This is a genomic window from Nocardioides sp. CCNWLW216 (assembly GCF_037120545.1).
Taxonomy (GTDB): Bacteria; Actinomycetota; Actinomycetes; order Propionibacteriales; family Nocardioidaceae; genus Nocardioides; species Nocardioides lianchengensis.
On sequence record NZ_JBBBBJ010000008.1, the window covers coordinates 196,641 to 219,030 of the forward strand.

Annotated in this window: 22 protein-coding genes; 12 read left to right on the plus strand and 10 right to left on the minus strand. The window is 72.3% G+C overall.

Annotated elements, in window-relative coordinates:
• Positions 1-12: 12 nt before the first annotated feature.
• Positions 13-1,578 carry an amino acid permease gene (locus V7S47_RS18410; protein WP_336562935.1) on the minus strand — a complete coding sequence of 522 codons (1,566 nt, stop codon included), beginning with the start codon at positions 1,576-1,578 and terminating at the stop codon, positions 13-15.
• A 158-nt stretch (positions 1,579-1,736) separates the two neighbouring features.
• On the opposite strand from V7S47_RS18410, the gene V7S47_RS18415 reads away from it, so the two are divergent.
• From V7S47_RS18415 to V7S47_RS18445, 7 genes are all read left to right on the plus strand, one after another.
• Positions 1,737-2,471: a FadR/GntR family transcriptional regulator gene (locus V7S47_RS18415; protein WP_336562936.1), complete on the plus strand. Its 735-nt coding sequence runs from the start codon at positions 1,737-1,739 to the stop codon at positions 2,469-2,471.
• 31 nt (positions 2,472-2,502) lie between these two features.
• Positions 2,503-3,864 carry a glutamine synthetase family protein gene (locus V7S47_RS18420; RefSeq protein WP_336562937.1) on the plus strand — a complete coding sequence of 454 codons (1,362 nt, stop codon included), beginning with the start codon at positions 2,503-2,505 and terminating at the stop codon, positions 3,862-3,864.
• Between the two features lie 8 nt (positions 3,865-3,872).
• Positions 3,873-5,234, plus strand: coding sequence for an aldehyde dehydrogenase family protein (locus V7S47_RS18425; protein ID WP_336562939.1), 1,362 nt, complete (start codon positions 3,873-3,875; stop codon positions 5,232-5,234).
• 105 nt (positions 5,235-5,339) lie between these two features.
• On the plus strand, positions 5,340-6,119 hold the full coding sequence (locus V7S47_RS18430) for a 3-oxoacyl-ACP reductase (RefSeq protein WP_336562940.1): 780 nt from the start codon (positions 5,340-5,342) through the stop codon (positions 6,117-6,119).
• Positions 6,119-6,838 carry a gamma-glutamyl-gamma-aminobutyrate hydrolase family protein gene (locus tag V7S47_RS18435; RefSeq protein WP_336562941.1) on the plus strand — a complete coding sequence of 240 codons (720 nt, stop codon included), beginning with the start codon at positions 6,119-6,121 and terminating at the stop codon, positions 6,836-6,838. The genes V7S47_RS18430 and V7S47_RS18435 overlap by 1 nt, the downstream gene beginning before the upstream one ends.
• Positions 6,835-7,617 (plus strand): glycerophosphodiester phosphodiesterase, encoded by a 783-nt coding sequence (locus V7S47_RS18440; protein ID WP_336562942.1) that lies wholly within the window; start codon positions 6,835-6,837, stop codon positions 7,615-7,617. The genes V7S47_RS18435 and V7S47_RS18440 overlap by 4 nt, the downstream gene beginning before the upstream one ends.
• Positions 7,614-8,558 carry an alpha/beta hydrolase gene (locus V7S47_RS18445; protein WP_336562943.1) on the plus strand — a complete coding sequence of 315 codons (945 nt, stop codon included), beginning with the start codon at positions 7,614-7,616 and terminating at the stop codon, positions 8,556-8,558. The genes V7S47_RS18440 and V7S47_RS18445 overlap by 4 nt, the downstream gene beginning before the upstream one ends.
• 44 nt (positions 8,559-8,602) lie before the next feature.
• Here V7S47_RS18445 and V7S47_RS18450 read toward each other — a convergent pair whose 3' ends face one another.
• Positions 8,603-9,265, minus strand: a complete 663-nt coding sequence (locus V7S47_RS18450; protein WP_336562944.1) for a nitroreductase family protein — start codon at positions 9,263-9,265, stop codon at positions 8,603-8,605.
• Between the two features lie 67 nt (positions 9,266-9,332).
• Here V7S47_RS18450 and V7S47_RS18455 point away from each other — a divergent pair, with 67 nt between their 5' ends.
• Positions 9,333-10,010 carry a hypothetical protein gene (locus V7S47_RS18455; protein WP_336562945.1) on the plus strand — a complete coding sequence of 226 codons (678 nt, stop codon included), beginning with the start codon at positions 9,333-9,335 and terminating at the stop codon, positions 10,008-10,010.
• A gap of 25 nt (positions 10,011-10,035) precedes the next feature.
• On the plus strand, positions 10,036-10,413 hold the full coding sequence (locus V7S47_RS18460; RefSeq protein ID WP_336562946.1) for a hypothetical protein: 378 nt from the start codon (positions 10,036-10,038) through the stop codon (positions 10,411-10,413).
• An 88-nt stretch (positions 10,414-10,501) separates the two neighbouring features.
• Here V7S47_RS18460 and V7S47_RS18465 read toward each other — a convergent pair whose 3' ends face one another.
• The 4 genes from V7S47_RS18465 to V7S47_RS18480 form a co-directional block, all read right to left on the minus strand.
• Positions 10,502-11,269: a sulfite exporter TauE/SafE family protein gene (locus tag V7S47_RS18465; protein WP_090856285.1), complete on the minus strand. Its 768-nt coding sequence runs from the start codon at positions 11,267-11,269 to the stop codon at positions 10,502-10,504.
• Complete coding sequence (locus tag V7S47_RS18470) at positions 11,270-12,358, minus strand: SPFH domain-containing protein (RefSeq protein ID WP_336562983.1); 1,089 nt, start codon at positions 12,356-12,358, stop codon at positions 11,270-11,272. It lies immediately after the preceding gene.
• 108 nt (positions 12,359-12,466) lie between these two features.
• The gene (locus V7S47_RS18475; RefSeq protein WP_090856282.1) at positions 12,467-12,928 is read right to left on the minus strand and encodes an NfeD family protein; all 462 of its coding nucleotides are present in this window, start codon (positions 12,926-12,928) and stop codon (positions 12,467-12,469) included.
• 9 nt (positions 12,929-12,937) lie between these two features.
• A complete protein-coding gene (locus tag V7S47_RS18480) occupies positions 12,938-13,732 on the minus strand; it encodes an ABC transporter ATP-binding protein (RefSeq protein ID WP_336562947.1) in 795 nt (264 codons plus the stop codon).
• 50 nt (positions 13,733-13,782) lie between these two features.
• Between V7S47_RS18480 and V7S47_RS18485 the strand changes: the two genes are divergently transcribed.
• Positions 13,783-14,532, plus strand: coding sequence for a hypothetical protein (locus V7S47_RS18485; protein ID WP_336562948.1), 750 nt, complete (start codon positions 13,783-13,785; stop codon positions 14,530-14,532).
• Between the two features lie 45 nt (positions 14,533-14,577).
• Positions 14,578-15,564 carry an ADP-ribosylglycohydrolase family protein gene (locus V7S47_RS18490; RefSeq protein WP_336562949.1) on the plus strand — a complete coding sequence of 329 codons (987 nt, stop codon included), beginning with the start codon at positions 14,578-14,580 and terminating at the stop codon, positions 15,562-15,564.
• Here the strand turns inward: V7S47_RS18490 and V7S47_RS18495 are convergent.
• Entirely contained in the window at positions 15,561-16,283 is a 723-nt protein-coding gene (locus V7S47_RS18495; protein ID WP_336562950.1) for a VOC family protein, read from the minus strand. The two genes, V7S47_RS18490 and V7S47_RS18495, sit on opposite strands and share 4 nt — an antisense overlap.
• Positions 16,284-16,342: 59 nt before the next feature.
• Between V7S47_RS18495 and serB the strand changes: the two genes are divergently transcribed.
• Positions 16,343-17,560, plus strand: coding sequence for a phosphoserine phosphatase SerB (gene serB / locus V7S47_RS18500; RefSeq protein WP_336562951.1), 1,218 nt, complete (start codon positions 16,343-16,345; stop codon positions 17,558-17,560).
• Between the two features lie 64 nt (positions 17,561-17,624).
• Here serB and V7S47_RS18505 read toward each other — a convergent pair whose 3' ends face one another.
• The 3 genes from V7S47_RS18505 to V7S47_RS18515 form a co-directional block, all read right to left on the minus strand.
• A complete protein-coding gene (locus V7S47_RS18505; RefSeq protein ID WP_336562952.1) occupies positions 17,625-21,215 on the minus strand; it encodes a M14 family metallopeptidase in 3,591 nt (1,196 codons plus the stop codon).
• A 158-nt stretch (positions 21,216-21,373) separates the two neighbouring features.
• Complete coding sequence (locus tag V7S47_RS18510) at positions 21,374-21,862, minus strand: DUF1990 family protein (RefSeq protein ID WP_336562953.1); 489 nt, start codon at positions 21,860-21,862, stop codon at positions 21,374-21,376.
• On the minus strand, positions 21,855-22,373 hold the full coding sequence (locus V7S47_RS18515; protein WP_336562955.1) for a SixA phosphatase family protein: 519 nt from the start codon (positions 22,371-22,373) through the stop codon (positions 21,855-21,857). The genes V7S47_RS18510 and V7S47_RS18515 overlap by 8 nt, the downstream gene beginning before the upstream one ends.
• Between the last annotated feature and the right edge of the window lie 17 nt (positions 22,374-22,390).

Here is a 22,390-nt window from a genome sequence, read left to right on the forward strand (position 1 = left end):
GGGTCCGTCGTCTCAGTCGTCGAAGGCCTGGACCACCGCGTCGTCGATGGTGTTCACCGGCCCGGTGAACCAGTTCTTCGCCGAGACCGACCACCAGATGCCGAGCAGGACCAGGACGCCGACGACCATGATCGGCGCGTAGTTGACCGCGGCCCAGTCGAACTCGTCGCGCCACGGCGCACCGAACGGCGACGTCGGGAGCATCAGCATGATGCCGACCACCACGATCTCGATCACGGCGACCAGGTTCATCCAGCGGTACTTGCGGCCGTTGTTCCAGCTGCCGACCTCGAACGCGTCGCCCTCGCGCCAGCGCAGGTAGATCGGGATCGCGAAGGAGAAGTAGAGGCCGATCACCGAGACCGAGGTGACGGCGTAGAACGCGGTCGGGATGCCGTTGACCGACTTCAGCGCCGGCAGCGTGATGATCGCGCCCAGGACCGCAGCGAAGATGACGGCGTTGACCGGCGTGCGCTGCGCGTTGACCTTCGACCACAGGCGCGAGCCGGGGACCGCGCGGTCCCGGCTGAAGGCGAACATCATCCGCGAGGTCGAGGTCAGGCAGGCGGTCGCGCAGAACAGCTGGGCGCAGGACGAGATGAGGAGCAGCAGCCCGCCCCAGGTCGACCCGAGGGCGGCGTCGAAGACGTAGGCCACCCCGCCGGCCGGGATGCTGGCGTAGTCGGGCGCCCCGTCGACCTGCGGGATCGCGAAGGTCACGGCGAGCAGCAGGATGTAGCCGCCGACGGCGGAGTAGAAGATCGACTGCCAGATGGCCCGGGCCGCCGTCTTGGCGGCGCCCTGGGTCTCCTCGGAGAGGTGCACCGAGGCGTCGAAGCCCGTGATCGTGTACTGGGTGAGGATGAACCCGAACGGGATGATCGCGAAGAAGTAGACGGCGCTGCTGGTGGACCCGTCGGCCCAGCCGGAGCCGTTGTAGGTGTCGGTGAAGACCTGCGACACACTCAGGTGCTGGTCGGGCACGAGGACCAGGACCAGGACCAGCACGGCCGCGCCGACGACGTGCCACCACACCGAGATGTTGTTGATCAGCGCGAGCAGGTGGCTGGAGAAGATGTTGACGACCGTGATCAGGACCAGGATCACCAGGAACGTCACGAAGACGGCGTTCAGCGAGAACTCGTCCATCCAGCCCCAGGCCAGGAACGTGAGGTTGAAGAACGTCGCGCACCCGTAGGCGACCGACGCGGTCACCGCGATCAGGCCGATCAGGTTCAGCCACCCGGTGAAGAAGCCGGTCCGGGCGCCGCCCATCTTGGACGCCCAGTAGTAGATGCCGCCCGAGGTGGGCATCGCCGAGACCAGCTCCGACATGCAGAAGCCGATGATCAGGATGAACACCGAGATGATCGGCCACGACCAGGAGATCGAGACCGGTCCACCGTTTCCGATGCCGGCGCCGTACGTCGTGAGGCACCCGGCCAGGATCGAGATGATCGAGAACGAGATGGCGAAGTTCGAGAAGCCGGACCAGGTCCGGGCCAGCTCCTGCTTGTAGCCGAGCCGAGCGAGATGGGCGTCGTCCTCGTTCAGCTGAGGCGGGGTCTCTGCGGTCATGCGGCACACCTTCCGGGCTGCTCGTGCATTCGTGAACCGGAACCTAGACCCGTCGGAATCCGGGTGTAAACACTCTCCCGTAAAATTGGTATGAACCCAGACCTTTACTCTGTGGGGACGATTGACGCACCACCCCCGCCGACCAGAGGATGAACCGCATGACCGCCGACCCCGCAGCCGGGCTGCCCGAGGCGGTCCTGCGGCCGGTGCGCGGCCACCACGCCTTCGAGGCGTGCGTGGAGCAGCTGGCCACCGCGATGCGGCTCGGCGTCTACCCGCTCGGTTCGGTCCTCCCTCCCGAACGCGAGCTGGCGGCGCGCCTGCAGGTCTCCCGGGCCACGCTGCGGGAGGCGATGGCGGCCCTGCGGCAGGCCGGCCTGGTCGAGACCACCCGGGGCCGCGGGGGCGGCACCGTGGTCACGCTCAAGCCCCGGACCCCGTCGGCCCGCGCGGCCGCCCGGGTGTCGCCGGAGCGGCGCGCGGACTGGCTCGACTCGCTCGACTTCCGCCGGGTCATCGAGCCCGGGGCGGCCGCGCTCGCCGCGAGCCTGCCGCTGTCCGAGCCGGCCCGTGCCCAGCTCCAGCTCGCGCTGGACGAGGTCACCACCGCCCGCCGGCCCGCCGACCACCGGCAGGCCGACTCGCGGTTCCACCTGACCATCGCCACGCTCAGCGCCTCGCCCCGCATGGTCGAGGCGGTGACGTCGGTGCAGTCGGCGCTGCACGAGATGCTGCTGGCCATCCCGGTGCTGGAGACGAACATCGCGCACTCCGACCGGCAGCACGCGGCCGTCGTACGCGCGATCCTCGCGGGGCGCTCCGAGCGCGCCCGAGCGGCCATGGAGGAACACTGCGACGACACGGCCGCGCTCCTGCGTGGCCTGGTGGGCTGACCCGATGAGGAGCACCGATGAGGAGCACCGCATGACCCTGCGCAACGAGCGACACCTGAGCATGAACGACCTGGTCGCCCGGATCGGGGCAGGCGAGATCGACACCGTGATCGTCGCCTTCACCGACATGCAGGGGCGGCTCCAGGGCAAGCGCCTGCACGGCCGCTACTTCGTCGACCACGTCGTGGGCCACGGCACCGAGGGCTGCAACTACCTGCTCGCGGTCGACGTCGACATGAACACCGTCGACGGCTACGCCATCTCGTCCTGGGAGCAGGGGTACGGCGACATGGAGTTCGTCCTCGACGAGCGCACGGTCCGCCTGCTGACCCACCTGCCCGGCACCGCGCTCGTGCAGTGCGACCTGGCGCTGACCGACGGCTCCCCGGTGCCGCAGTCGCCCCGCACCATCCTGCAGACCCAGCTGGACCGCTGCGCCGCGCAGGGCTGGACCGCGCTGGCCGGCACGGAGCTCGAGTTCATCGCCTTCGACACGACGTACGAGGCCGCCCACGACGCGGGCTACCGCGGCCTGACGCCGGTCAACCAGTACAACGTCGACTACTCGATCCTCGGCACCACCCGGGTCGAGCCGCTGCTGCGCTCCATCCGCAACCACATGTACGACGCCGGCCTCGACGTCGAGGGCGCCAAGGGCGAGTGCAACTTCGGTCAGCACGAGATCGGCTTCCTCTACGCCGACGCGCTCACCACCGCCGACAACCACGTCGTCTACAAGAACGCCGCCAAGGAGATCGCCGCCCAGCAGGGCAAGGCGATCACCTTCATGGCCAAGTACGACGAGCGCGAGGGCAGCTCCTGCCACATCCACCTCTCGCTGCGCGGCACCGACGGCGAGCTGGTGTTCTGGAAGGACGGCGAGCGGACGCCGCTCTACGATCAGTTCGTCGCCGGCGTGCTCGCCACCGTCGCCGACTTCACGCTGCTCTTCGCGCCGAACGTGAACTCCTACAAGCGCTTCGCCGACGGCTCGTTCGCGCCGACCACGATCGCCTGGGGCCTCGACAACCGCACCTGCGCCGTACGCCTGGTCGGGCACGGCGCGGGCGCGCGGATGGAGAACCGGGTGCCCGGGGCCGACGCCAACCCCTACCTCGCGCTGGCCGCGATGCTCGCGGGCGGGCTGCACGGCATCGAGCAGGGCCTGGAGCTGGAGCCCGAGCTGGTCGGCAACGCCTACACCTCGGGCCGGCCGAAGGTGCCCGCCACCCTGTCCGCGGCCCGGGAGGCGTTCGCGTCCTCCGCGGTGGCCCGGGCCGCCCTGGGCGACGCCGTGGTCGACCACTACACCAACATGGCCGACGTGGAGATCGCCGCGTACCAGGCCGCCGTCACCGACTGGGAGCTGCGTCGCGGCTTCGAAAGGCTGTGAGCTCGGGCATGTCCGACCTGTTCACCCTCGTCAACCCGGCCACCGCCGTCCCGATCCAGGACGTCCCGCTGGCCTCGCTCGAGGAGACCGACGCCGCCATCGCGGCCGCCCACGAGGCGTTCGCGTCCTGGCGTGCCGTCGCGCCCGGCGAGCGCGCCCGGCTGCTGCGCTCCTTCGCCGCCGTCGTCGACGCCCACGTCGAGGAGCTGGCCGGCCTGGAGGTCCGCAACGCCGGCCACACCTGGGGCAACGCCCGCTGGGAGGCCGGCAACGTCCGCGACTGCCTGAACTACTACGCCGGGGCGCCGGAGCGGATGTTCGGCCGGCAGATCCCGGTGCCGGGCGGCACCGACGTGACCTTCCACGAGCCGCTGGGCGTCGTCGGCATCATCGTGCCCTGGAACTTCCCGATGCCGGTCGCGGCCTGGGGCTTCGCGCCCGCCCTCGCCGCCGGCAACACCGTCGTCCTGAAGCCGGCCGAGCTGACGCCGCTCACCGCGATCCGGCTCGGCGAGCTGGCCCTCGAGGCCGGCCTGCCCGAGCACGTGCTGACCGTGCTGCCCGGGGCCGGTCCGGTCGTCGGGGAGCGCTTCGTGACCCACCCGCTGGTCCGCAAGGTCACCTTCACCGGGTCAACCGCGGTCGGCAAGCGGATCATGGCCGGCTGCGCCGAGCAGGTGAAGCGGGTGACCCTGGAGCTGGGCGGGAAGTCGGCCAACATCGTGTTCGCCGACACCGACCTGGCCACGGCCGCCGCGACCGCGCCGTACGCCGTCTTCGACAACGCGGGCCAGGACTGCTGCGCCCGCTCCCGGATCCTCGTCGAGCGCTCGGCGTACGACGAGTTCCTGACCCACCTGCAGCCTGCGGTCGAGGGGTTCCGGGTGGCGGTGCCGGAGACCGACGAGGGCGCGGAGATGGGACCGCTGATCTCGGCCGGCCAGCAGGCCCGGGTCCGCTCGTACCTCGACGAGGCCGACGTCGCGTTCGCCGGGACCACCCCGGGTGGCGACGGCTTCTGGGTGCCGCCGAGCGTCGTGACCGTCGACGACCCCGGCGCCCGGATCTGGCGCGAGGAGGTCTTCGGACCCGTGGTCGCGGTGATGCCCTTCGACGACGAGGGGCACGCCGTCGAGCTCGCGAACGCGAGCGACTACGGTCTGTCCGGCTCGATCTTCACCGACGACCTCGGCCGCGGGCTGCGCGTGGCCCGCGCCGTCGAGGCCGGCAACCTCTCGGTCAACAGCCACTCCGCGGTGCGCTACTGGACGCCGTTCGGCGGCTACAAGCAGTCCGGCCTCGGCCGGGAGCTCGGCCCCGACGCGCCGATGTCGTTCACCGAGGAGAAGAACGTCTTCATCGCCCACTAGGTCTCGATACGCCCCACTCGTTCCTCGCGGGGCTACTCGACCAACGAGAACTCGAGACGCCCCACTCGTTGCTCGCGGGGCTACTCGACCAACGAACGGAGAGAAATGGCAGGCAGGATCCAGGACCGGGTCGCGGTCATCACCGGCGGCTGCTCGGGCATCGGGCTGGCGACCGTCGAGCGGTTCGTCGAGGAGGGCGCGAAGGTCATCATCGGCGACATCGACGACCAGCGCGGGCACGAGATCGTCGGTCAGCTCGGCGGCCCCGAGTTCGCGACCTACGTCCACGTCGACGTCACCGACAAGGACCAGGTCGACGCGCTGTTCCAGACCGCGAAGGACACCTACGGCTCGGTCGACATCGCGTTCAACAACGCCGGCATCAGCCCGCCCGAGGACGACTCGATCCTCGACACCGACCTGGACGCGTGGCGCAAGGTGCAGGAGGTCAACCTGACCTCGGTCTACCTGTGCTGCAAGGCCGCCCTCCCCCACATGCTCGAGCAGGGCCGGGGATCGATCATCAACACCGCGTCCTTCGTCGCGGTGATGGGGGCGGCGACGTCCCAGATCTCCTACTCCGCCTCCAAGGGCGGGGTGCTGTCGATGACGCGCGAGCTCGGCGTGCAGTTCGCCCGGCAGGGCGTGCGGGTCAACGCCCTCTGCCCGGGCCCGGTGAACACGCCCCTGCTAAAGGAGCTGTTCGCCAAGGACGCCGAGCGCGCCGCCCGGCGCCTGGTGCACGTCCCGATGGGTCGCTTCGGCGAACCGTCCGAGATGGCGGCCGCCGTCCTCTTCCTCGCCTCCGACGACTCCTCGTTCATGACCGCCAGCACGTTCCTGGTCGACGGCGGCATCTCCGGGGCCTACGTCACCCCCCTCTGATGGCGGTCCCGGTCATCGGCCTGTCCACCTACCGCGAGGACGCGGCCTGGGGGGTCTGGCGGCAGCGCGCCGACCTGCTGCCGACGCAGTACGCCGAGGCGGTGGAGGCCACCGGCGGCGTCCCGGTGCTGCTGCCGACGCAGGGGCCGGCCTCGGCCGAGGCGGTCGTGGCCCGGCTCGACGGGCTGGTGATCAGCGGCGGCGCCGACGTCGACCCCGGACGGTACGACACGCCACCGCACCCCCGGACCGCCGCCTGGCGGGCCGATCGCGACGCGTGGGAGCTGGCGCTCCTCGACGCCGCCGAGCTCCGCGGTCTGCCCGTCCTGGGCGTCTGCCGCGGGATGCAGCTGATGGCCGTGCACGCCGGCGGGCTGCTCGACCAGCACACGCCCGACCTGGTCGGCCACGAGCGGCACAGCCCCGGCGGAGACGTCTTCGGTGACATCACCGTCGCGACGGTGGCGGGCACCCGGGTCGCCGGACTGGTCGGCTCCGAGCTGGTCGTGAGCTGCCACCACCACCAGTCGGTGCGGACCCACCCGGGGTACGTGCCAGCCGCGCACGCCGCTGATGGCACGCTGGAGGCCATGGAGGATCCCCAGGCCCGTTTCCGCGTGGCCGTCCAGTGGCACCCCGAGACCGCTGCCGACGTGGGGCTGCTCGCCGGCCTGGTCCGTGAGGCGGCGTCGTACGCGTTCGGGCGGGGCGTGCAGTGAGGCCGCGCGATCCGGTCCTGCTCAGCGCCCACCGGTGCGGCGCCGGCGGCGACAAGGACCTGGAGAACACCCGCGAGGCGCTCGACCGGGCGCTCGGCCTCGGCGTCGACTACGTCGAGTTCGACGTGCACCGCAGCAGCGACGGCGAGCTGCTGCTCCACCACGACGACTGGATCCAGGTCGACGGGCGCAAGCGCTGGGTGCGCGAGTCGACGCTGGCGCAGTTCCAGGCGACCCGGCCCCACGTGCTGCGCTACGACGAGGTGCTGCAGGTCCTCGCCGGCCGGGCCCGGGCCCACATCGACCTGAAGTTCTCCTCCCCCGGCGGCGCCCACGAGATCGCCGCGGTCGCCCGGGCCGTCGAGGTGATGGGCGCCGAGAACATCGTGGTCACCACGCTCGACGACCGGTCCGTGCGGGCCGTCCGCGAGTGGTCCGACGCCGAGGGGCTGCCGGTGCTGGCCGGTCTCTCGCTCGGTCGGCGCGTGCGCGGCCTCCCGCTGCGCGCCGCCGTACGCATCCGGCTGTCGGAGCTCTTCCCGCGGCTGCGCTACCGCGCGTCGCTGGCCAACGTCATGGTCGCCAACCACACCCTCGCCCGCTACGGCGTCGCCCGCTTCGCCCGCCGCCGCGGCCTGCCGCTGCTGGTGTGGACGATCGACACCGAGAAGTCGCTGCACTACTGGCTCAAGCCGGGCCGCGCCTGGCTGGTCACCACCAACCACCCCGACCTGGCGCTCGAGGTCCGGGACCGGCGGGCTGCCAGACTGCGCGCATGACCGAGACCGACATCCTCGGCGAGCCCTACGTCGCCGAGACCCTCGCGCTCGCGCCCGACGACGAGGGCGAGGTGGTCGCCACCCTGGTGCACCGCCCCGCCGACGCCCCGACCGGGCGCGCCGTGCTGCACGTGCACGGCTTCGCCGACTACTTCTTCCACACCGCGTACGCCGAGTGGTGGACGTCGCGCGGCTACGACTTCTACGCCCTCGACCTGCGCAAGTACGGCCGCTCGATCCGGCCGCACCAGACCCCGACGTACGTCGCCGACCTCGACGAGTACACCGAGGACCTCGACGCGGCCTGGGAGGTTGTCACCGGCCGGGACGGGCACGACCACGTCGTGATCTCCGCGCACTCGACCGGCGGGCTGACCGTGTCGCTGTGGGCCGACGCCCGCCGACCCGACGGGCTCGCCGGGATGGTCCTCAACTCGCCCTGGCTCGACTTCCAGGCCGGGCTGCTGATGCGCACCGTCGGCACCGCCGTGGTCAAGCAGCTCGGGGCGCGCCAGCCGCTGCGCGAGATCCCGCGCAAGGTCAGCGGCCTCTACGGCCGCAGCCTGCACCGCGACCACGACGGCGAATGGGACTTCGACCTGACCTGGAAGCCGCTGGAGTCGTTCGCGGTCACCACCGGCTGGCTGCGGGCGATCCGGATCGGGCACGCCCGGCTGCAGCGCGGACTCGCCGTACGCTGCCCGGTGCTGGTGCTCTCCTCCGGCGCCTCCGCCAGCCCCGTCGAGATGGGTCCGGAGGTCCACGGCTTCGACATCGTCCTCGACGTGAAGCAGATCCGCCGCTGGTCCACCGCCGTCGGCCCGCACGTCACCTACGCCGCCATCGAGGGCGCCCGCCACGACGTCGTCCTCTCCCTCCCCGGCCCCCGCGAGCAGGCGTACGACGAGATCGCGCGCTGGCACTCCGCCTACGTCGACTAGATGACCGAGTCCCGGGGAGCGTGCGAGCCCTGGGACGTGGTCATCTAGGCGAGCGGCTCGCCGTCGAACGTCTCCAGCGTGACGAAGTCGGCGACCTCCTGCCGCTTCAGCCGGGTCAGCTGCTTCACCGGCCGCCCGAGCGGGACGACGGCGGCCAGCGCGTAGCGGTCCGGGACTCCGAGCAGCGCCAGCACGGCCGGCTCCTCGGCGACCGCCATGGTGGTGATGGTGCCGCCGTACCCCTCGGCGCGGGCGGCGAGCAGCACGTTCCAGACCAGGGGGTAGACCGAGCCACCGGCGACGAGGCCGACCCGGTCGAGGTGCTGGTCCGTGGCCGCGACGACGCCGAGGTCGACCAGGAACACGAGCACGGCACCGGCCGTGCGCAGCGGCTCGATGAACGCCGCCGGCACCGCGGTCGCCGCGATCTCCGCAGCGCTGGGCGTCGGCTCCTCCAGCGGGTTCCACGGACTCTGGCCGGCCTTCCCCTGCGCGACGTAGCGGCGGACCGCCGGCTCGTTGAGCTCGGCCAGCCGCTCCCGCGTGGCGTGGTCGCGCACCACGACCACCCGCGTCCCCTGCCGGTTGCCGCCGCTCGGCGCGAACCGGGCCTGGTCGAGGATCCGGTGCAGCACATCATCGGGCAGCGGGTCGCCGGTGAACTCGCGGACGGCCGGCGTGGTGCGCATGACGTCGTACAGGTCCATGTGACGAGGGTGTCACGTGTTTCGGCGAAGGCCTGCGCTGTCCCGCCCGGACCCGGAGAATCGTTCGGTGCTCCGTCGTCTTCTCCTGTTGGTGGCCGTGCTCAGCGCGCCGACCCTGCTGCCCCTCCCCGCCCTCGGCGCGACGTGGTCGGACCGCGACGCCTCGCGCGACGTCGTGGTCACCACCTACGCCTCCGAGCCCGAGCCGTGCGGCACCTGGACCGATCGGGTGGACCCGGCGGATCGGACCCAGGACATCACCCGGGTGAGCGTCCGGCACTCCCGCAGTCGGGTCCGGGTGACGGTTCGGTTCCGCGACGTCGCCCCACGCGATGCCCGCTCGACCACCGTCTACCTGCGGACCCAGAGGCGCGACGTCGAGATCGAGGTCTCCCGGTTCGCCGGCAGCTCGGCGACACGCGTCGCTCTGATGACGTTGCCGGACTACGACGCGATCGACGTCGAACCGACGGAGGACAATCCGTGCGGGACCTTCGTCATCGCCGGTCCTGACGCGAGCTGCCGCGGGCTGCGTGGGCGCATCGACCACGCCCGCGACCGGGTCGTCGTGGTCCTCTCGCGTCGATGCCTGCGCGACCCCCGATGGGTGCGGGCAGGCGTGTCGTCGTACGCCTTCGGTGGCGACGAGAACGAGGTCCTGCGCTCCGACCGCTGGGAGCCTCGGGGCGCCACCCCCTCGACGCGTATCGACGGTCCCTACGGTCCCCGGGTCCGCGTCGGCTGAGCGCCGGGCCGCTAGGGTCCGGGGCATGAATCCTGTGACCGGACTCTCCCTGGGCCGCATCGTCGTCGGCGCCGTCGCGCTGGCCGACCCCCGCCTCGGCGGTCGGCTGCTCAACCTCGACACCACCGGCAACCCCCAGCTCCCCTACGTGACCCGGCTCTTCGGCTCCCGCGAGGTGGCGCTGGGCGCCGCGACCCTGTTCGCCCGCGGCGGCACCCGCCGCAACCTGGTGCTCCTCGGCACCCTCGTCGACGCCGCCGACGCGGGCACCGGCTACCTCGGCATCCAGGACGGCACGGTCCAGCCCAAGGCCGCCGCGCCGTTCATGGGCGTCGCGATCGGCGCGGTGCTCGCGGGCTTCCTGGGGCTGCGGACCAAGAAGAAGGCCAAGGCCGTCGCCTGACCGGTGGGCCCCTAAAGACGCCGCTTGGTCACAAACGTCAACTGAGAGCCGTCTTAGTTGCTGAATGTGACCAATCAGCACAACCGGGTCAAACCGCGAACGACACCAGGGCCGCCAGCCCGACCACCACGATGACCGCGCGGAGCACCGTCGGCGGCAGCCGGCGACCGACGGAGGCGCCGAGCTGCGCGCCGACGACGGCTCCGGTCCCGATCAGCAGGACCAGCCACCAGTCGACATCGGCGACGAAGACGAACAGCACACCGGCGACCCCGTTGACCACCGCGGCGAGCACGTTCTTCACCGCGTTCAGTCGTTGCAGCGACTCGTCGATGCCGATCCCGAGGATGCCCATCAGGATCACGCCCTGCGCGGCGCCGAAGTAGCCGCCGTACACGCCGGCGAGGGCGGTCGTCGGCCAGACCCACCAGGGGTCCGGGCGCGAGGCGGGCGCACCCGCCGCCTCCCGACGGGCCGCGACCCGGCGCGACAGCCGCGGCTGGACGACGACCAGCACGATGCCGAGTCCGATCAGCACCGGCACGATCGTCTCGAAGGCGCCCTCGGGCAGCACGATCAGGAGTACGGCGCCGAGCAGGCCGCCCAGGAACGACCCGCTGACCAGCCGCAGCACGCGGGCACGCTGACCGACGAGCTCGCGGCGGTAGCCGATCGCGCCGGACACCGAGCCCGGTGCCAGGCCGATGTTGTTGGACACGTTGGCGACGACCGGCGGGACGCCGAACGCGAGCAGGGTCGGGAACGTGATCAGCGTTCCCGACCCCACCACCGCGTTGATCCCACCCGCGGCCACACCCGCGAGCAGGATCGCGAGCGCTTCGAGGAGGGGCGGCACCTAGGGGGCGGGCGCCGGCGGTACCTCACCGGGATCGATCGAGGGATCGGTGCTGGTGACCTGCTCCGGTTCGGCGGGCTTGCGCGGGTTGGCCGCGGACTGCGCCTCGGCGATCGCGGCCTCGACCGCGGCGTTGGCCTTCGAGACCTCGGCGTCTTCGCCGCGCGCCTCGGGCACCTGCGGCTGGGTCGGGCCCATGTCGACCCGCTTGACCGGACCGTCCACCTCCTGCGGGATGCCCTGCAGGCTGTTCATCGTCGAGCCCAGGCCCTCGAGCGCCTTGCCGATCTCGCTCGGGACGATCCAGACCTTGTTGGCGTCGCCCTCGGCGATCTTCGGCATCATCTGGAGGTACTGGTAGGCCAGCAGCGACTGGTCGGGGCGACCGTCGTGGATCGCCTGGAAGACCGTCTGGATGGCCTGGCCCTCGCCCTGGGCCCGCAGGATCGCGGCCTCACGGTCGGCCTGGGCCCGCAGGATCTGCGACTCCCGGTCACCCTGCGCCGACAGGATCGCCGACTCTTTCTGGCCCTGGGCGGTCAGGATCGCCGACTGCCGCTGGCCCTCGGCGGTCAGGATCGCGGCGCGCTTGTCGCGGTCGGCGCGCATCTGCTTCTCCATCGTGTCCTTGATGGACGGCGGCGGGTCGATGCTCTTGATCTCGACCCGGCCGACCCTGATGCCCCACTTGCCGGTGGCCTCGTCGAGCACCCCGCGGAGCCCGGAGTTGATCGTCTCCCGGCTGGTGAGGGTCTGCTCCAGATCCATGCCGCCGACGATGTTGCGCAGCGTGGTCATGGTGATCTGCTCGACGGCCTGGATGTAGTTGGCGATCTCGTAGGTCGCCGCCACCGGGTCGATGACCTGGAAGTAGATGACCGTGTCGATCTCGACGGTCAGGTTGTCCTCGGTGATCACCGACGAGGGCGGGAAGCTCACCACCTGCTCGCGCAGGTCGATCAGGTAGCGGACCTTGTCGATGAACGGCACCACGATGTTGAGGCCGGCCGGCAGGGTCTGCTTGTACTTGCCGAACCGCTCCACGATGCCGGCGCGCGCCTGGGGCACGATCCGCACGGTCTTGGCCATCACCGTGACGATGAACAGGAAGATCAGGCCCAGCAGGACGAGGACGATGACGCCATCCACGAGGGCTCCTTTCCGAGAGCTTGGTGTGTCGAGCTGTGGGGTCGAGCGCTAGGGGTCGAGGCGTGGGACGGGGTGGACGTACGCCGTGGCGCCGCGGATCTCCAGCACCTCGACGGCCTCGCCGGGCTCGATGGCCAGCGTGTCGTCGTACGGCGCGGCCGACCACAGCTCGCCGGCGAGCCGGACCTGGCCGACCTCGACGCCGGTGATCCGGGAGACCGCGACGCCCTGGCTGCCGACCAGCCGACCGTGGCTCATGGTCAGGTCGGGTCCGCCGTGCAGCCGCTTGATGAGCGGCGGGCGCAGCAGGAAGAGCGTGGCACCGGCGGTGCCGAGGGCCAGCAGGAACGAGACGAGGAACGCCGCACCGAGCGCGGAGGAGACCAGGCCGACCACGGCACCGAAAGCCAGCATGGCGAAGATCAGGTCGAGGCTGAACACCTCGATCACGCCGAGCGCGACCGCGGCGCTCAGCCAGCCCGCCCAGTGGTTGTCGCTCAGCCAGTCCATGTCCGGACCCTACCGGCGCCGGGTGCGCCGTCGGGCCGCCCAGCGGCCGTCCTCGTGGCTGAGGACCAGCGGCATGCCGAACGTGGCGGACAGGTTGGCCTCGGTCAGCACGTCGTCGAGCAGCCCCGCGGCCATCACCCGGCCCTCCCGCAGCAGCAGCGCGTGGGAGAAGCCCGGCGGGATCTCCTCGACGTGATGGGAGACCAGCACGGTCGCGGGTGAGTCGGGGTCGTGGGCGAGCACGGACAGCGTCGCCACCAGGTCCTCGCGCCCGCCCAGGTCGAGGCCCGCGGCCGGCTCGTCGAGAAGCAGCAGCTCGGGGTCGGCCATCAGCGCGCGGGCGATCTGGACCCGCTTGCGCTCCCCCTCGCTCAGGGTGCCGAAGGTCCGATCGACGAGGTGCGTGGCGCCGAGCTCACGGAGCAGGCTGGTGGCCCGGTCGTGGTCGAGGTCGTCGTACTCCTCGCGCCAGCGGCCGACCACGCCGTAGGACGCCGAGACGACCACGTCGTGGACCCGCTCGGAGCGCGGGATCCGCTCGGCGAGCGCGGCGCTGGTGAGTCCGATCCGCGGCTTGAGCTCGAAGACGTCGACCGTGCCGAGGACTTCCTCGAGGATCCCCGCGACCCCTTCGGTGGGGTGCATCTGCGCGGAGGCGACCTGGAGCAGCGTGGTCTTCCCGGCACCGTTCGGGCCGAGGATCACCCACCGCTCGTCCTCCTCGACGGTCCAGCTCACCCGGTCGAGGAGGGTCGACTGCCCGCGCCGCACGGTGACGTCGGCGAAGTCCAGCACGGCGCTCATGAGGCAACCCTATCCAGACGGCTCCACGGCCCGGCGTAGTGTCCTCGGCCGTGACTTCACCGCTGCCGCCCGCCGCCCGTCTCGCCTGGTGGGGCACCTCCTGGCTGCGCGGGTACGTCGTGGCGGACCTGCTCGTCGACGCGGTCGTGGACGACGACGCCACCCACGTCGTCGCCTTGCTCTCGGGCCTCGGCCTCGGGGGCGCCGACGCCGCCGAGGGCCTGCTGACCGGGCTGGGCCGGCTCCGGGCCGAGGGCGCGACCGGGATCGGGGCCGCGTTCCCCGTGGAGGGCGACCCGGTCGGCCTGGGCGGGCCCCGGCCGTTCAACGACGCTGCGCTCGACGCCGGTGAGGCGGTCGTGGCCGTCGACGCCGGAGTGGGTCTGGTGCCGGTGCGCGTGGGCGCTGCGGTGACCTGGGTGGCCCACCGCGCGGAGCGGCGCCAGCTGCCGGACGTCGGCGAGGCCGACCGGGGCCTGCGGGCCGCGCTGATCGAGACGGCGCAGACCCTGGCCGCCCTCGACGTCGCCCGCTGGCGTCCCGAGGTGGCCGACCGGCTGATGAACCTGCGGCACCGCGAGCCGCTGAGCGCGCCCGACGGCGTCCCGGCGCGCTGCGTCGAGCTGGCCGCCCGCGGGCTGCAGGCCGCCGAGATCGTCGACCTCGCGCTGGAGGACGACGGCGGCGCGGTCTCGTCGTACGAGATCGCGGCCCGGCGGGAGGCGCTCCAGCCGCTCGCCCGCGCCGGCCGGCGCGCGCTCGTCGCCGCCTGCTCGCCGGAAGGCTGGCCGCCGGCCTAGGGCAGGACGTCGTTGGACGGGTGCGCGCTGCGCGAGGATGACCGCGTGCGGAGACTTCTGCAGCTGACGCCCACGCAGGCCGATCGCGCGGCCGGCGCACTCATCGGCAGCGCGGTCGGCGACGCCCTCGGCGTGCACTATGAGTTCGCCACGCCTCCCGGTGCGGGTCAGGATGCCGCGATGCTGGGCGGCGGGCTCGGCGACTTCGCACCCGGGGAGTGGAGTGACGACACCTCGATGGCGATCGTCATCGCGGAGGCCGTGCGGGCGACGGGTTCGGTTGCCACCCCGGCAGCGCTCGACCTGATCGCCCAGGGCTTCGTCCGCTGGTACCGGTCCTCACCGCCGGACATCGGGATCCAGACGTCGAGGGTGCTCGGAGCGGCGTCCTGCCGACTGGAGGCCGGCGAGGACGGGCCGGGTCGGGTGCTCGCCCAGGAAGCGACGATCGACGCCCTCGATCATCCCCGCTCAGCCGGAAACGGCGCGCTGATGCGGACCGCCCCCGTGGCACTCGCCCACCTCGACGACCGAGTGGCGCTCGCCGGCGCTGCCCGACGGGTGGCGAGTCTGACCCACGCCGATCCACTGGCCGGCGACTCGTGCGTCCTGTGGAGCGAGGCGGTGCGGGTCGCGGTCGTGGATGGCCGAATCGACCTGACCGCGGGGCTCGACCTCCTGACCTCGCGGTCCGAGCAATGGGCGGGCTGGCTCGCCGACGCGCTCCGCCCGGAGCGGCGGTCCGAGGACGTCCCGGGCCGGGAGTTCACTCCGAACGGGTTCACCGTGACCGCGCTGCAGGCAGCAGCCGCTGCCATCGCTCACACTCCGGAGACGCCAGGTCAGCTCGAACGCGGGCTGCACGGCGCGATCCGGATCGGGGACGACACCGACACGGTGGCTGCGATCGCGGGCGGATTGCTGGGTGCGCGCTGGGGAGCGAACGCCGTCCCCGAGGAATGGTGCCGCGCGATCCACGGATGGCCCGGCTATCGGTACGCGGACCTGCTCGCGCTCGCACCGGGTCACTAGCTCGTCGACCACACCCCCAGCTCGGTGCCGCTCGGATCGGTGAAGTGGAACCGGCGCCCGCCGGGGAAGTCGTAGGGGCCCTCGGTGACCGTGCCGCCGGCAGCGCTGACCGCCGCGACGCTGGCGTCGAGGTCGTCGGAGAACAGCAGCACCAGCGGCCCGCCGGCCGTGGCCGGGCGACCCGGGGTGAGGCCGCCGACCTCGCCACGGCCCGACGGAGCCCGGATGCCGGCGTAGGCGGGGCCGTAGGCGTTGAACTCCCACCCGAAGGCGGCGGCGTAGAACTCCTGGGCCGACGCGAGGTCGGCGACGCCGATCTCGACGTAGTCCAGGCCGTGGTGGGGGTGCGGCCGGCCGCCGTCGGTGGCGACCGCGTCGGTCCAGACCTCGATCAGGTCGACGATCGAGCCGGACTCGTCGAGGGTCGCGAAGGAGGCGACGTAGTAGGTCGCGGGCCCGGCGGTCACCCGGGCCCGGAGGACTCCGGTCGAGCCGGAGGCGACGACGTCCTCGAGGGCGAAGGTCCACGGTCCCGGGTAGTCGCGGTTGAACGCGACGAAGCCGTCCCGGTCGAAGGTCTCCCCCGTGTGCACCAGCCGGGCGGCGAAGTCGGCGGCCAGCAGGGCGGACAGCCCGTCCCAGTCTCGGGTGGCGATCGCGTCGGCGAACCGGGTCAGGGTCTCGTGGGGATCGGGCTGGGCGTCGAGGTCAGCATCCATGTCCACCACCCTGGCCCAGACCACCGACAGGACTCCAGCAGCGATAGCCTCGGCCCACGATGGCCACCGACGCGAAGCCCGAGACCCTCCTCATCACGCTGACCGGGAAGGACCGGCCCGGCGTCACCTCGGCCGTCTTCGCCACCCTCGCAAGGGCCGGCGTCGAGGTCGTCGACGTCGAGCAGATCGTGCTCCGCCGACGCCTCGTCCTGGGCGTCCTGGTCACCGCGCCCCGCGACTGGAAGCGGCTGCGCACCGCCGTCGAGCAGGTCGCCGACGAGCTCGGGATGAGCGTCGACGTCGACCGCGGCACCGGCGACAACCGGCCCCGCCCCGAGGGCCGCTCCCACGTCACGGTGATCGGCAGCCCCCTCAAGGCGACCGCGATGTCGGCCATCGCCGGTCGCATCGCAGACGCCGGCGCCAACATCGACCGGATCGAGCGGATGGCGCGCTACCCCGTCACCGCCATCGACCTGCACGTCTCGGGTGCCGAGCCCGACGCGCTGCGCGCCGTGCTCGCCGTCGAGGCCGCCCGCCAGGGCATCGACGTGGCGGTGCAGCCGGCCAACCTGCTGCGGCGCGGCATGCGGCTGATCGTCATGGACGTCGACTCCACCCTGATCCAGGGCGAGGTGATCGAGATGATCGCCGCCCACGCCGGCTGCGAGGCCGAGGTCGCCGCGATCACCGAGCGGGCGATGCGCGGCGAGCTCGACTTCGAGCAGTCGCTGCGCGAGCGGGTCCGGCTGCTGGCGGGCGTACCCGCCTCCGCCCTCGACGACGTGTACGACGCCATCCTGCTCGCCCCGGGGGCGCGCACGATGGTCCGGACCCTGCGGCGGCTGGGCTACCGGTTCGCGATCGTCTCGGGCGGCTTCACCCACATCACCGACCGGCTCGCCGCCGACCTCGGGATCCACTTCGCCCGCGCCAACGAGCTGGAGATCGTGGACGGCCACCTCACCGGCGGCATCGTCGGCGCGGTCGTCGACCGGGCCGCCAAGGCGCGGGCGCTGCGGGAGTTCGCCGCGGAGGTGGGGGTCTCCGAGGCCGCCACGATCGCCATCGGCGACGGCGCCAACGACCTCGACATGCTCAACGCGGCCGGCCTCGGCATCGCCTACAACGCCAAGCCCCTGGTCCGCGACGCCGCCGACACCTCGGTCAACGTGCCCTACCTCGACGCGATCCTCTACCTGCTCGGCATCTCCCGCGAGGAGATCGAGGCCGCCGACGCCGAGGCCGGCTTCGTCACTCCGGCGCCGCCGGTCTGACGACGGGCGGCGGGTCGGCGACACCCCGAGGTGCCACCGGCCCGCCGATCCTGCGAGCGCCCGTTCAGCGCCGGACGCGCACCACCACCCGCGTCGCCGACGCCTTCACCTGCGCATTGCCGAGGTAGCGGACCGCGAGCACTTTGCGCCCGGGCCGTCCCAGCTTCGCCAGGCGCACGACCAGGCGTCCGTTCGCCGTGACCGTCCCGCGCCCGACGACCTTGCCGCCGGACCGGACCACGACCGGACCGGTGACCGGCCGCGACGCGGTGACGGCGACCGTCAGCCGGGGCCGGGTGGTCCGGGTGACCGCCTTCGGGCGGACCTTCAGGACCCGGGTCTGGGAGGCGACCTTGACCACGGGTGCGGCGACGACCCGGACCGGCACGGCGGCGGACGTGCCCGCCGCGGTCAGGTCGTCACCGGCGTACGACGCCGTGACCGGGATCGAGCCGGCCGTGGTGAACGGGCCGACCGTCCCGCGGCCGGTGCCGTCGGCACCCAGGACGATCTCCCCGACCGCGACGCCGCCGGCGCGGACCGTGACCGTGCCCGAGGGCGCCAGGTCGAAGTCGTTCTCGGCGGTCACGGCCACGGTGGCGGTCGCCGTACGGCCCTGCTGCAGGCTGGTCGGCGAGACCGCGAGACTGACCGCCGGCGTCGCCGCCTCGGGCTCCCACGCCGGGTCGGCGATCCACTTGCGATAGCCGCGCCCATCCGTCCCGGTCGGGTCGTAGCCCGCCTCGACGTTGCCGGCCGCGTCGACGGCGTACCAGAGGACCCGCGTGCCCTTGGCGACCCGGACCCGCTCACCACCCTCGCGGTCACCGGCCGACTTCCACTCGGTCGCGGTGCTCGTGGTGGGGACGGTGCCGTCGAGCGTGTAGAAGATCTCGACCGCCTCGTCGGAGGTGAACACGAACTCGACCTGCTCGGGGTCGGACGTCTCCACGAACTCCAGCGCCGTCTTCGGCGCCCTCACGTCGAGGTCGTGGTCCCGGGCGACGCGGAGCAGCTCGACGAGGCCGTTGGCGTACTCCATCGCCTCCTGGTGCGCCCCGGGCCCGGTGGGCGTGAGCGACTCGAACGGCGGCTGGAAGGTGCGGCCGACCTCGAAGTTCCAGCCGTAGAGCCCGTACTTGTACCAGGCGAGGTCGCCGGAGTTGCCGGCCGCCGAGTAGAGCACGTCGATGATCGGCCCGGTCCGAGCCGGGGTGACCGTCATGCCGCGCTCGCGCTTGATGGCGGTGAGGATCCGGTTCGAGGCCTGCCAGAAGTAGGCCTCCTCGCCGACGCTCGGGCGCGGGGCCGTCTCTCGACCCGCGTCCTTGTAGGCGCCCGGCGCCCACATGAAGTAGTCACCCGACGAGTGCATGTTCATCGAGTAGCGCATGTTGGGCCGCGCCATCATCCAGTCGACGTTGCGAGCCTCCGGCTCCGAGAGCTCGGTCGGGCCGGCATAGGTGTCGCTGGTGCAGTTGGTCGCCGACGCGCCTGAGTAGCCGTCGTGCGCGCTGTACTCGGTGAAGTTGCGGTTCAGGTCGACGCCCCAGCTGTTGCGGCCGGTCGCGTCGTACACCCCGCCCTTCGCGCAGTGCCGGGTCATGTTGCGGCGCTGCGAGGCGAAGTCGAAGAACGAGTAGTGGCCACCGTCGGGGTTGATCGACGGCGCGATCCAGATCTCCAGGTTGTCGACCAGCTCGCGGGTCGGCGCGTGCGTCGCGTAGTTGCGCAGCAGCCGCTCGGCCGCCTCGAGCGTCACCAGCGGTGGCACCCACTCGCGGGCGTGCTCCTGGGCGTAGGCCAGGACGCCCGGCTTGGATCCGTTCCGGGTCTTGCCGATCTTCAGCGCGTAGACCGGGTGCGGGTCCCGCGAGACCCAGGCCGGAGCGTTGAGGTTGTCGCTGAGGCGGACCACCGGAGTCGCGCGGACGACGCCGCTGCCGGTCTCGGTCCGGTAGGGGTAGGCGTCGACCAGGGCCGCGGCGGCGGGCTCCGCGAGCAGCGCGGCGATCACCTGGGTGGCGGTGCTGACGATCGCCCCGGTGCCGTCGGTCGCGGCACTCACGGTGATGGCCGTTCCGGTGACGCTGACGCTCAGCGGCGCGTCGGGCGCGGCGGGGTCGACGACCTGGACGGTGACGTCGTTGCCGCCCTCGTGGCCCCAGGCCAGCGACTCGACACCGATCCGCGAGCTGTTCGGGACGACCGCGGCCGGCACCAGACGGCCGGTCACCGTGCTCCCGCCGTTGCGGATCCGGGTCGCGTCCATCAGGGAGATGCCGACGGTCGGCAGCGTGACCGCCGTCGAGCCGCCGGTCGGCGTGGCACTGCCGCTCGGCGCGGACGCCAGGCCGGTGGTGGCGTTGACGAGGGCCACGGCGACGGCGCCGGCGTTCTGCGCGTTCAGCACCTTGTCCGCGAGGCTGCACTCGCCCCGGTCGATGACCGCGATCGCGCCGGTCAGCCCGCTGAGCGTTCCGCAGCCCATGCTCGGGGTGGCGGCGGGCCAGGCCGGGTTCGCGGCGGCGCTCACCCGTCGTACGGCGACCGCCGACGGGGTGGTGCCCGCGGTGGGCGCCAGCGTCGCCCAGGCCCCGCTGGTCGCAGCGGCGTACGGCAGGTCGACGTCCTGTCCGCTGATCGTCGCCGTCAGCCGGTTGGTCGGCTCCAGCATCGCCTGGGCCTTGCGCCGGTAGCCCTGCGAGGCGTTCGGGAGGGTGACCACCTCGGCGAGGTCGGGGTACGTCGCAGCCAGCTGCTCGACGCGCTGGTAGAGCTCGGTCGGGACCAGGTACTTCGAGATGAAGTCCTCCTGGTAGCCGGCGCCCTTGAACGGGTCGTCCTCGGTCCCGGTGGGCAGCCAGTCGTTGACCTTCGCGATCGCCACGTCACCGCTCGGGCTGGTGATCTGGATCCGGTCGGGACGGATGGACTCCCCGCGGACGTCGACGTTCACGTTGGTCGCGCCGAGGTGGTAGAGGTACACGCCGGCATCGACGAAGCGCGAGACGGTCTGCGTGCCGCCCGAGCCCATCGGTGTCCCGGGCCCGCTGTCACGCTGCACCGTGAGCGGGGGGCTGGTGGTGCTCGCCGGAAGCAGCTTCGCCTCGACGGAGAGCACCCCGACCCCGAAGCTCGTGTAGTAGTCGGCGCGGATGATCCGGACGTCCGACGAGTCCGGCGGGGTCGAACCCGGCAGCGCCCCGAGGCCGGTCTTCGCCCCCCGCGCCACGGCCCGGTTCGCGGCGGACTCCGCCGCGATCGTGGCCTCGCGCCCGGCGAGGGCGGCAGCCGAGTCGTCGGCGGTGTAGAGGACCTCTCCGAACTCGTAGCCGGCCTTCTTCAGGGTGGCGATCTCGCTGTCGGTGACGACGGCGCGGACCTTCAACCCGTCGGGGGTGCGCTCGACACCGTGGTCCAGGTCGACGCCGGTGGCGACGAGCCGGTCCATCTCAGCCGTGTCGTCGAGGAGGACGTCGACGACCATCGGCTCCTCGTCGGGGGCGCGCTGCAGCACGACGGGCGGCGAGCCGGGCTCCGCGCCGACGCCGGGCAGATCGGCCACGGCGAGGGTCGTGACGACCAGCGCCACGGGTCCCAGCAGGGCGAGTCCTCGCGCCGACCAGCGGCGCCTCGGGGGGTGAACAGACATGCCACTCCTTCGTGAGGGGACGCTCGCGCCCACCCAGGACCGCCCGTCGAGGGCGGTCGGGGCGGAGATGAGGAGCAGGTGGCGGCGAGGTGTCCGGGGGGTGGCTGAAACCAATCAGATTGCCTGACAATCCGTCAACGGGTTCCTAGTACTTCGTCTTACCAATCACCGGGACGCCCCAGGGATCCGAGGTAGCGCTGGGTCATCACCCGCTGTGCCACTCGCCCCGCAGGACCGGCCAGACGCGTGAACCACCGCCCCGGCCGCGAGAAGGCCCGGATCACGATCCAGGTGCCGTCCGGGCGCCGCTCGACCGAGAACAGCTCCTCGCCGCACTCGGGATGACCGGGCAGGGTGCCGTAGGCGAATCCGCCCCGGTCCGGCTCGTCCAGGACGCCGACCACCTCCACGGGGACGCTCAGCGGCCCGACTCCCAGGACGGTGCGCAGGCCGACCGTGGCCCGAGCCAGCAACGGGTCGACGCGGAGACCCGCACCGCGCTGGAGTCCCCAGCCGAGCACCTGCGCCACCGCGGCGTCGTACGACGTCCGCGCGCCCACGCGGCGCTCCACCGAGAGGTGGTGGTAGCCCGCCGGCAAGGGGCCGGCGAGCGTGGCGCCGACCTCGGGGTAGGTCAGCTCACCCACGACCGACGTGGAAGGCCACCACCCGGGCGCCCGCCTCGTCGAGGTCCTCCCAGTCGCCCTCGACCTCGAGGACGGTGGTCGCGCTCGTGGGGTAGCCGACGACCATCTCCGCGCTCGCGTCCTCGTCGCCCTCGCCGTCGTCGAGCAGCTGGGCCAGGTAGGCCACCGTCGGGTTGTGCCCGACCACGACCAGGGTCCGGACGTCGTCGTCGACGCCGCGCACCAGGTCGAGCGCGCTCTCCGGACCGGCCGCATAGAGCGCTTCGTCGTACGACGCCACGTCGGCGTCCCAGCCCGCACCCTCGGCCACGGCGTCCCACGTCTGGTGGGTGCGCACCGCCGCCGAGACCAGGGCGGCGTCGGGCTCCACGCCCTGCGCGGCCAGCCAGGCGCCCGCGGCCCGCGCGTCGCGCTCGCCGCGCTCGGCCAGCCGCCGGTCGAAGTCGGTCGTGCCGTCCTGCTCGGCCTTCGCGTGGCGCATCACGACGAGGGTCCGCTTCTGCTCGCTCACGGGGTGAAAGTCTGGCA

Excerpts from the sequence above, each read along its gene's own strand:
- V7S47_RS18415 (WP_336562936.1), top strand. The coding sequence starts at position 1,737 with ATGACCGCCGACCCCGCAGCCGGGCTGCCCGAGGCGGTCCTGCGGCCG.
- V7S47_RS18430 (WP_336562940.1), top strand. The coding sequence starts at position 5,340 with ATGGCAGGCAGGATCCAGGACCGGGTCGCGGTCATCACCGGCGGCTGC.
- serB (WP_336562951.1), top strand. The coding sequence starts at position 16,343 with ATGGCCACCGACGCGAAGCCCGAGACCCTCCTCATCACGCTGACCGGG.
- V7S47_RS18470 (WP_336562983.1), bottom strand. The coding sequence starts at position 12,358 with ATGGCCAAGACCGTGCGGATCGTGCCCCAGGCGCGCGCCGGCATCGTG.
- V7S47_RS18460 (WP_336562946.1), top strand. The coding sequence starts at position 10,036 with ATGAATCCTGTGACCGGACTCTCCCTGGGCCGCATCGTCGTCGGCGCC.
- V7S47_RS18450 (WP_336562944.1), bottom strand. The coding sequence starts at position 9,265 with ATGGACCTGTACGACGTCATGCGCACCACGCCGGCCGTCCGCGAGTTC.
- V7S47_RS18480 (WP_336562947.1), bottom strand. The coding sequence starts at position 13,732 with ATGAGCGCCGTGCTGGACTTCGCCGACGTCACCGTGCGGCGCGGGCAG.
- V7S47_RS18410 (WP_336562935.1), bottom strand. The coding sequence starts at position 1,578 with ATGACCGCAGAGACCCCGCCTCAGCTGAACGAGGACGACGCCCATCTC.
- V7S47_RS18495 (WP_336562950.1), bottom strand. The coding sequence starts at position 16,283 with ATGGATGCTGACCTCGACGCCCAGCCCGATCCCCACGAGACCCTGACC.
- V7S47_RS18445 (WP_336562943.1), top strand. The coding sequence starts at position 7,614 with ATGACCGAGACCGACATCCTCGGCGAGCCCTACGTCGCCGAGACCCTC.
- V7S47_RS18435 (WP_336562941.1), top strand. The coding sequence starts at position 6,119 with ATGGCGGTCCCGGTCATCGGCCTGTCCACCTACCGCGAGGACGCGGCC.
- V7S47_RS18425 (WP_336562939.1), top strand. The coding sequence starts at position 3,873 with ATGTCCGACCTGTTCACCCTCGTCAACCCGGCCACCGCCGTCCCGATC.
- V7S47_RS18475 (WP_090856282.1), bottom strand. The coding sequence starts at position 12,928 with ATGGACTGGCTGAGCGACAACCACTGGGCGGGCTGGCTGAGCGCCGCG.
- V7S47_RS18420 (WP_336562937.1), top strand. The coding sequence starts at position 2,503 with ATGACCCTGCGCAACGAGCGACACCTGAGCATGAACGACCTGGTCGCC.
- V7S47_RS18505 (WP_336562952.1), bottom strand. The coding sequence starts at position 21,215 with ATGTCTGTTCACCCCCCGAGGCGCCGCTGGTCGGCGCGAGGACTCGCC.